Here is an 8,166-nt window from a genome sequence, read left to right as displayed (position 1 = left end):
GCGCCAGTGGGTGCGGTCGGTGTCGTACGCCTCGCTCGCCCGGTACGCGGCCTCCTCGGCGGCGAGGTCCGCGAAGCGTCCGAAGGGGCTGGGCCGGGGCACACCCCACCGGGCCGCATCCGCGCAGCTCCGGCCCGGCACATCCGTGCCATCCGCCGTTGTCCGTGACGACGGCCACCCGACGGCTCCCGTCCGTGGGCCCATGCCGCGATCCGGGTTACGCTCGACAGTCGGCGCAGAAACGTGCCTGCAGCCGACCGGGCGCCACCCCACGCCCCCTACCGCGGCCTCACCGCTCCACCACCCACCCCGAGCAGACAAGGGAGTCCGCCGCCATGGCCATCTCCGTCTTCGACCTCTTCTCCATCGGCATCGGGCCCTCCAGCTCCCACACCGTCGGCCCGATGCGCGCCGCCCGGATGTTCGTCGGCCGGCTCAAGAAGGACGGTCTGCTCGCCCAGACGGCATCGGTACGGGCCGAGCTGTTCGGTTCCCTCGGGGCCACCGGACACGGGCACGGCACGCCCAAGGCCGTGCTGCTGGGGCTGGAGGGGCACTCCCCCCGCACCGTCGACGTCGAGACCGCCGACGACGAAGTCGAGCGCATCCGCACCACCGGCCGCCTGCGGCTGCTCGGCGCCGAGATCGGCTCTGCCCACGAGATCGACTTCGACGAGAGCCGCGAGCTGATCCTCCACCGCCGCCGCTCCCTGCCGTACCACGCCAACGGCATGACCCTCTTCGCCTACGACACCACCGGCGCGCCCCTGCTGGAGAAGACCTACTACTCCGTCGGCGGCGGCTTCGTCGTCGACGAGGACGCGGTGGGCGAAGACCGCATCAAGCTCGATGACACGGTGCTCAAGCATCCCTTCCGTACGGGTGACGAGCTGCTGCGTCTCTCCCACGACACGGGCCTGTCCATCGCCTCCCTCATGCTGGAGAACGAGAAGGCCTGGCGCACCGAGGACGAGATCCGGACCGGTCTGCTGGAGATCTGGCGGGTCATGCAGGGGTGTGTGGAGCGCGGCATGTCGCGTGAAGGCATCCTGCCGGGCGGGCTGAAGGTCCGCCGCCGGGCCGCCACTGCCGCCCGCGCGCTGCGTTCCGAGGGCAACACGGCAGCCCACGCGATGGAGTGGGTCACGCTGTACGCGATGGCCGTCAACGAGGAGAACGCGGCCGGCGGGCGGGTGGTGACCGCCCCGACGAACGGCGCGGCGGGCATCATTCCGGCCGTTCTGCACTACTACGTCAACTTTGTCCCCGGTGCGAACGAGGACGGCGTCGTCCGCTTCCTGCTCGCCGCCGGTGCGATCGGCATGCTCTTCAAGGAGAACGCCTCCATCTCCGGCGCCGAGGTCGGCTGCCAGGGCGAGGTCGGCTCCGCCTGTTCGATGGCCGCCGGCGGGCTGGCCGAGGTGCTGGGCGGTTCCGTCGAGCAAGTGGAGAACGCCGCCGAGATCGGTATGGAACACAACCTGGGCCTGACCTGCGACCCCGTGGGCGGCCTGGTGCAGATCCCGTGCATCGAGCGCAACGGCATGGCGGCGGTCAAGGCCGTCACCGCCGCCCGGATGTCGCTGCGGGGCGACGGCCGGCACCACGTCTCCCTGGACAAGGTCATCAAGACGATGAAGGAAACCGGCGCCGATATGAGCGTCAAGTACAAGGAGACGGCGCGGGGCGGGCTCGCGGTGAACATCATCGAGTGCTGAGGGCGTAGGCCCTGACCAGCGCCTTCGTCTCGCGTAGGCGCGTATTTCCGCCACCGCGGGCACAAGGACGCGCGATGCAGCCACGATCCGCGGGCCCTTGGAAAGCCACAGTCAGGAGACCGGCTGCCGGCCCGGCTCCGGGACCCGCTGTCCGCCGCCCCCTGCCCCGACGCCGATCAGGATCTGGATCCGTACGGGGCCGTCGGTCCAGCGGCGGCCGACTTCGATGATGGCCTCCAGCCGGCGCCGGGTGGGCGGGCGCAGGTCGGCTCTGCGGGCGGCCGGCAGACAGAGCGCGTACTCGGCGGGCAGCCGGTCGGGGGCGGCCACCTCGCCGCGGAGCTGTGGCGCTCGGTCGTGCTGTCCTCGGCCGGGGCCGCGGACGCGCCACAGGAATCCGGACGCCTCCGCGGCCCGGACTCAGCGGCCGACCTCCCAGGCGAACGGCGGGAGTTCGCTGGCCCGGGAGTAGATGTCGAGGGCGTGTGCGGGCAGCACGAACGGGTGGACCCGGGCGCCTTCGAGGCCGGCGAGGAGGCGGGCACAGTGGTGGACGCACCCGGCGATCTCCCGGCCGTGGCGGTCGACGAGGGTGGCGGCGTCGGCCGGGCCCTCGCACGGCGTGGGGTCCTTGGCGGCGGCCGCCGGGCAGCGTCCCGCGCAGGGCGGGGCCGCCGGGGGGTTCGGTGCGTGGTCGAGCCGTCGTTCCATGGCGTCCCCCTGGCGGTGCGGTGAGCGCGCTGTGATGAGCGCTGGTGCCGTGATCGCTGATGCCGTGATCGCTGATGCCGTGATCGCTGTGCGGGCCGCCTTCCGGCGCCCATGACAGTGGTGCTCGCCGTCCGGCCGGTCCATGCCCGCTTGGCGAAGAACTGGTCGTATCGTCAGCTATTCATGGCGTGCCGGAGGGCGCGGGAGCTCATTTCCGGGGCGGTCGGGAGCCAGGGCGAAGGGCTCGGCCAGGAGGGCCAGGGGCAGGAGCGTGGCAGCCAGGAGCCAGCCTGCCAGGACGTCGAGCGGCCAGTGGACGCCCAGGTAGACGCGGGTGGCGCCGACGGCGACGGTCCAGAGGGCGAGTACCGCGTACCAGGTGCGGGTGGTGGCGGGGCGGGCACGGTGAGCGATGGCCCAGGCCAGGAGGCCGGCTGCCAGGGCGGAGGTGGTGGCGTGGCCCGAGGGGAAAGCGTAGTTGGCGGCGGGTGCGGCCCACTCGGCCGTGGGCGGGCGGGGGCGGGCGAGGAGGTGCATCAGGCCGTAGCGGATCGCCTGGCTGACGGCCAGTACAGCCACGGTGCAGGCCACCGCGCGGAGGCGGCCGAGCGTGTCGCGTCCGGCGAGCAGCCCGGCGAGGACCGCCATGAGATACGGGGCAAGACCGGTGCCGGTCGCCGTGAGGGCGCGGGCGAGCGAGCGCAGCGGTTCGCCCGCGTGGACCGTCGACCAGTGGTGGGCGGTCCGTTCGGGGGCGAGGGGGGCTCCGTGCCGTACGGAGACCACGACGGCCGCGGCGGTGAACAGGACGGCGCAGAGCGCGGCGAGGCTCATCAGGGCGAGAGGGCGGCGCGGCCCCGTAGGGGTCACCGCCCGGCCACCGGGGCGCGCAGCCGGGTGGCCCGGACCGGCCCGGATGCGGGCATGGGGGTCTCCTTGGCGGCGGGAGGCGGGAGGCGGGACGCAGAGGGCGAAGGGCGGAGGGCGGATCCGCCGGCGGGGAGAGGGGGGTCGGATTCCGGGTGCGGGCGGATCTGCTGGAGCGGCCTGCCGTGCGGCCGGCCCGACCGTCTACAGTCACGTAGACGGTATCGGTCCACGCGACTGTAGACCGGCGAGAGGCTGAAGGGCGCCATGTCGCAGACACCACCCGCGCCGCGGCGCCCGCCCGGCGAGCTGGAGGCCAGTGTGCTGGCGGCGCTCTGGGCGGCCGCGGGGCCGCTGAGTCCCGCCGAGGTGCAGACCGCGCTGGGCGGCCGGCTCGCCCGTACGACCGTCACGACGATCCTCACCCGGCTGCACGACAAGGGGGCCGTCTCCCGCTCCCGGGCCGGGCGGGGTTACGCGTATGCGCCGATACAGGACGCCGCCGGGCTGACCGCCCGCCGGATGCGCAGCGAGCTCGACAAGCAGGCCGACCGGGGCACCGCGCTGGCCCGTTTCGTGGCGCAGCTGACGAGCGAGGACGAACGGCTGCTGCGTTCCCTGCTGGACGGCGCGGCCGGCGCCGGGCAGGACGGCGGCGGACGGCGGGACGGGCCGGGTGCCCGTACGGACACCGGCCCCGGATCCGCCCCGTGATCTTCGCCGCCCCGGGTTCCACGACGGGGCGGCGAGGGCGGCGCGCGGGTCCCTCAGCCGCCGCCCCACCTCCGTATCACCGCTCCGTCCCCTCCCCCACCGTGAACCCCAGCACCGCGCCGCCCCCCGGCCGGCGGGCGGCGAAGGCGTGCCCCCCGTGGGCCGTGGCGATCTCCCGGACGATGGCGAGGCCCAGGCCGGAGCCCGGCAGCCCGCGGGCCGCCGGGGCGCGGTAGAAGCGGTCGAAGACGCGGGTGAGGTCGGATGCGGCGATGCCGGGACCGCGGTCGAGGACCTCGATGCGGGTGCCGGTGACCGTGACCTCGATCGGGTTGGTGCCGCCGGGGTCGAATTTGGCGGCGTTCTGCAGGAGGTTGGTGACGGCGCGGTGGAGTGCGGCGGGGCGGCCCTCGATCTCGGCGGGGCGGGTGGTCCGTACGGTGATCTCGCGGCCGGTACGGCGGCGGGCGGAGGCCGCGGCGCGTTCGGCGACGTCGGCCAGGCGCACCGCGGCGAGCGGGTCGTCGCCCCGGCCGCCGGCGGCCAGTGCGACCAGCTCGTTGACCAGGTCGGTGAGTTCGCGGGCCTCGCCCGCCAGGTCGGCGAGGAGTTCGTCGCGGGCGTTTGGCGGCAGCTCCTCGAAGCGCCCGAGCAGCGAGATGTTCGTACGGAGCGAGGTGAGCGGGGTGCGCAGTTCGTGGCCCGCGTCCTGGACGAGCCGCTGCTGGTCCTCGACGGAGTTCGCCAGCCGGCCGAGCATGTCGTCGAAGGCGCGGCCGAGCCGGGCGACCTCGTCCCGGCCGGCGACCGGGACCGGGACGTCCAGCCGCCCGCGTTCGGCCACGCTCTCGGCGACCGAGGTGAGCCGGATCAGCCGGCCGGTGATCCGGCGGGCCAGCCACCAGCCGGCCGCCCCGGCCAGCGCGATGACCGCGGCCGCCAGGAGGACGGTGCGCTGCTGGAGCGCGGCGAGCAGGTCCTCGGTCCCGCTGAACTTCTGGGCGACCTGCACCGCCCCGCGGCCGCCACCCAGGGCGACGGTCGCGACGTGGTACTCCTCGTCGCCCACCGCTGCCTCCCGCTGTGTGTAGCGGCCCGCGCGCCCGGCCGCGGCGATCCGGCGTTCCGGCGGGCCGGCGGGGAGGAGCGGGCGGCCCAGGTCCACGATCCGGCCGTCGGCGTCCAGGATCTGGACGTCGGTGCGGGTGGGGCGGGTGAGGTCGTCGCGCGGCCCGTCGTGGTCGGGGTCGGCGGTGACGTAGTCGGCGGGCCGGAACGGCTTCTCCTGGACCTGGGTCCGCAGATCCCGTACGACCTCGGCGAAGGCCGACTTCTCGTCCACCCGCACCAGCCGGGCGGCCGCGTCGTAGCTGAGGAACCCGACCAGTACGGTCACCGCCGCGGCCCCGGTGGCGAAGGTCAGCGAGAAGGCGGTGCGCAGGCTGGCCGGCTGCCGGCTGCGCAGCCAGGCGCCAAGGCGGTCCCGCAGGCGGCGGGCGCGGTCACGGACGCGGCGGACGCGGCCGGCGGGGCGGCCGCCCGGCCCGGACACCTCAGTCCTCCCGGAGGACGTAACCGACGCCCCGCACGGTGTGGATCAGGGGCCGGCTGCCGGGCACATCGACCTTGCGGCGCAGATATCCCACGTAGACCGCGAGGTTCTTCGAGCCGGGGCCGAAGTCGTAGCCCCAGATCCGGTCGTAGATCGTGGAGTGGTCGAGAACGACACCGGCGTGACGGGCGAGCAGCTCCAGCAGTTCGAACTCGGTCCGGGTCAGCTCCAGCTCGCGGTCGCCGCGCCAGGCCCGGCGCGAGGGGCCGTCGATACGGAGGTCGGCCGCCTCGACGATGCCGGTGTCCGGGGTGCCGTCGTCGGGCTCGTCGCCGGGGTGGGGATCACCGTGGTCGGGGCCGTCCGTCTGCGGCGGGGCGCTCTGCGGGAGCGTTCGGCGCAGCAGGGCCCGCAGCCGGGCGAAGACCTCCTCGACCTCGAAGGGCTTGACGACATAGTCGTCGGCGCCGGCGTCGAGCCCGGCGATCCGGTCGGCGGTCTCGACGCGGGCGGTGAGCATCAGGACCGGGGTGCGGTCCTGTTCCGCGCGCAGCACCTGGCACACCTTGAGCCCGTCCATCCGCGGCATCATCACGTCCAGGAGGATCACATCGGGCCGCTCGCGGTGCACGGCGGCGAGCGCCTGGAGCCCGTCGGCGACGGCGGTGACCCGGTACCCCTCCAGGGTCAGGGCGCGCTCCAGCGCGGTGCGGATGGGACGGTCGTCCTCGGCGAGCAGTACGCAATGGGTCACCCGGCAAGTCTGCCAAGGCCGTGCGCCGCGGCGGAGGCCGACCGGGACCACGCCCGCGGCTCACCCCTTACCCGACTGATTGGCAGGTACCGGACAAATCAACCGCGGCCACGGGCCCCGCGCGCCAACTCTTCCGCTCCGTACGGAACTTCACTGCCACCATCTGGCGTCCCGGACCATGAGAATGCTGAACTTCTGGAACCTTATGGATACCCCGGGCAGTTGATTCAGATGACGCTCGGACTCAGATGACGCTCCGCTCAGACAACGCTCGTCCCAGACAACCCTTCGAACGGCAGGTCCGACCGGCGGGAGGCCGCGCATGCTGCATGGTGTCGATGTCAGCTCCTACAACACCTCGTATTCCACGGCGGGGTTGGACTTCGTGATCGTCAAGGCCACCGAGGGCCGCTCGTACATCAACCCGCACCAGTCCGCGCAGGCGGCGAAGGCCCGTAAGGCCGGGTGCGTGGTCGGCTTCTACCACTTCCTGTGGCCGGGGAACATCGCGGCGCAGGCGAAATACTTCGTCGAGAAGTGCGCCTCGGTGCAGGGCGACATCCTCGCCGCCGACTGGGAGCGCACCGGCGAGGGGACCTATGCGAGCAATGCGCAGAAGGACCAGTTCCTGCTGGAGGTCAAGAAGCTGCGGCCCACGCACCGCGTGATGCTCTACTGCAACCGTGATTTCTGGCTCAACCACGACACCACGTCCTACGCCGCGGACGGGCTGTGGATCGCCGACTACGTCTCCGCCGGGCATCCGCGGATCAAGGCGAAGTGGCGCATTCACCAGTACACCGACCGGCCGCTGGACAAGGACGTCGCGGACTTCGAGAGCAAGGCGGCGCTCAAGAAGTGGGCACACCCGTCATAGGGTTTTCTCTTCTTGGCATCATGCGTACGGCATGCAGACGACATGCCGTACGGCATGCGTACGGCATCATGCGTCCGTACGACTCGAACAGCGACAAGAGGAGCAGCCGTGACCGACCCTGCGGCCGAGGCCCTGCAGCAGGAGATCGCCCGGGATCTCCAGGTGAGTGCGTCCTTCGACGCCCGTCTGGAGATCGAGCGCCGGGTGACGTTCCTCACGGAGCGGCTGACGTCCACCGGGCTGCGGTCGCTGGTCCTCGGGATCAGTGGGGGCGTCGACTCCACGACCACCGGCCGGCTGTGCCAGCTGGCCGTGGAGCGGGCCCGTGCCGCCGGCCACGACGCCACGTTCTTCGCGATGCGGCTGCCGTACGGCGTCCAGGCGGACGAGAAGGACGCGCAGCTGGCGCTGGAGTTCATCCGCGCCGACCGGGAGCTGACCGTCGACATCCGGCCGGCCGGCGATGCGGCGCTGGCAGCGGCGGTGGACGGCGGCGTCGTCTTCCGTGACGCGCATCACCAGGACTTCGTCCAGGGCAACATCAAGGCCCGGCAGCGCATGATCGCGCAGTACGCGGTCGCCGGCGCCCATGACGGTCTGGTCGTGGGCACCGACCACGCGGCCGAGGCCGTCTCGGGCTTCTTCACGAAGTTCGGCGACGGCGCGGCCGATGTCGTCCCGCTCACCGGGCTGACCAAGCGGCGGGTGCGCGCCGTGGCGGAGGCCCTCGGGGCCCCGGCCGAGCTGGTGTGGAAGGTCCCGACGGCCGACCTGGAGACGCTGGATCCGGGCAAGCCGGACGAGGATGCGCTCGGGGTGAGCTACGACCAGATCGACGACTTCCTGGAGGGCGAGCCGGTCGACGGCGCCGCCTTCGAGGCCATCGTGCGCCGCTACCGCCTGACCGAGCACAAGCGGGCGCTGCCGATCGCGCCCTGAGGCGGGCCCGTGGGGGCGGGGTCCGGGACGGGGG

Annotated in this window: 9 protein-coding genes; 4 read left to right on the top strand and 5 right to left on the bottom strand. The window is 73.0% G+C overall.

The window, feature by feature from the left end; genetic code table 11:
• Positions 1 to 335: 335 nt before the first annotated feature.
• A complete protein-coding gene (locus AB0D04_RS19205; RefSeq protein ID WP_362704458.1) occupies positions 336 to 1,718 on the top strand; it encodes an L-serine ammonia-lyase in 1,383 nt (460 codons plus the stop codon).
• Positions 1,719 to 1,829: 111 nt separating this feature from the next.
• Here AB0D04_RS19205 and AB0D04_RS19200 read toward each other — a convergent pair whose 3' ends face one another.
• The 3 genes from AB0D04_RS19200 to AB0D04_RS19190 all read right to left on the bottom strand — a co-directional run bounded on the left by AB0D04_RS19200 (position 1,830) and on the right by AB0D04_RS19190 (position 3,299).
• Positions 1,830 to 2,048, bottom strand: coding sequence for a hypothetical protein (locus tag AB0D04_RS19200; RefSeq protein ID WP_362704455.1), 219 nt, complete (start codon positions 2,046 to 2,048; stop codon positions 1,830 to 1,832).
• 90 nt (positions 2,049 to 2,138) lie between these two features.
• Entirely contained in the window at positions 2,139 to 2,429 is a 291-nt protein-coding gene (locus tag AB0D04_RS19195) for a hypothetical protein (RefSeq protein WP_362704452.1), read from the bottom strand.
• A 177-nt stretch (positions 2,430 to 2,606) separates the two neighbouring features.
• Complete coding sequence (locus AB0D04_RS19190; RefSeq protein WP_362704449.1) at positions 2,607 to 3,299, bottom strand: phosphatase PAP2 family protein; 693 nt, start codon at positions 3,297 to 3,299, stop codon at positions 2,607 to 2,609.
• 264 nt (positions 3,300 to 3,563) lie between these two features.
• Between AB0D04_RS19190 and AB0D04_RS19185 the strand changes: the two genes are divergently transcribed.
• The gene (locus AB0D04_RS19185) at positions 3,564 to 4,010 is read left to right on the top strand and encodes a BlaI/MecI/CopY family transcriptional regulator (protein ID WP_362704446.1); all 447 of its coding nucleotides are present in this window, start codon (positions 3,564 to 3,566) and stop codon (positions 4,008 to 4,010) included.
• Positions 4,011 to 4,086: 76 nt separating this feature from the next.
• Here AB0D04_RS19185 and AB0D04_RS19180 read toward each other — a convergent pair whose 3' ends face one another.
• The gene (locus AB0D04_RS19180; protein WP_362704466.1) at positions 4,087 to 5,499 is read right to left on the bottom strand and encodes a HAMP domain-containing sensor histidine kinase; all 1,413 of its coding nucleotides are present in this window, start codon (positions 5,497 to 5,499) and stop codon (positions 4,087 to 4,089) included.
• A 64-nt stretch (positions 5,500 to 5,563) separates the two neighbouring features.
• The gene (locus AB0D04_RS19175; protein ID WP_362704443.1) at positions 5,564 to 6,316 is read right to left on the bottom strand and encodes a response regulator transcription factor; all 753 of its coding nucleotides are present in this window, start codon (positions 6,314 to 6,316) and stop codon (positions 5,564 to 5,566) included.
• A 322-nt stretch (positions 6,317 to 6,638) separates the two neighbouring features.
• Between AB0D04_RS19175 and AB0D04_RS19170 the strand changes: the two genes are divergently transcribed.
• Both AB0D04_RS19170 and nadE read left to right on the top strand, forming a co-directional pair.
• Positions 6,639 to 7,193 carry a GH25 family lysozyme gene (locus tag AB0D04_RS19170; protein ID WP_362704441.1) on the top strand — a complete coding sequence of 185 codons (555 nt, stop codon included), beginning with the start codon at positions 6,639 to 6,641 and terminating at the stop codon, positions 7,191 to 7,193.
• Positions 7,194 to 7,301: 108 nt separating this feature from the next.
• On the top strand, positions 7,302 to 8,132 hold the full coding sequence (nadE, locus tag AB0D04_RS19165; protein WP_362704438.1) for an ammonia-dependent NAD(+) synthetase: 831 nt from the start codon (positions 7,302 to 7,304) through the stop codon (positions 8,130 to 8,132).
• The last annotated feature ends 34 nt before the right edge of the window (positions 8,133 to 8,166 follow it).

The organism is Streptomyces sp. NPDC048483 (assembly GCF_040651455.1).
In the GTDB taxonomy this organism is placed as follows: domain Bacteria; phylum Actinomycetota; class Actinomycetes; order Streptomycetales; family Streptomycetaceae; genus Streptomyces.
Note: the sequence above shows the minus strand (reverse complement) of the source record. Positions and strands in the feature narration are given on the sequence as shown.

Coding starts and splice junctions, on each gene's coding strand:
- AB0D04_RS19185 (WP_362704446.1), top strand. CDS start 3,564: ATGTCGCAGACACCACCCGCGCCGCGGCGCCCGCCCGGCGAGCTGGAG.
- AB0D04_RS19205 (WP_362704458.1), top strand. CDS start 336: ATGGCCATCTCCGTCTTCGACCTCTTCTCCATCGGCATCGGGCCCTCC.
- AB0D04_RS19195 (WP_362704452.1), bottom strand. CDS start 2,429: ATGGAACGACGGCTCGACCACGCACCGAACCCCCCGGCGGCCCCGCCC.
- AB0D04_RS19170 (WP_362704441.1), top strand. CDS start 6,639: ATGCTGCATGGTGTCGATGTCAGCTCCTACAACACCTCGTATTCCACG.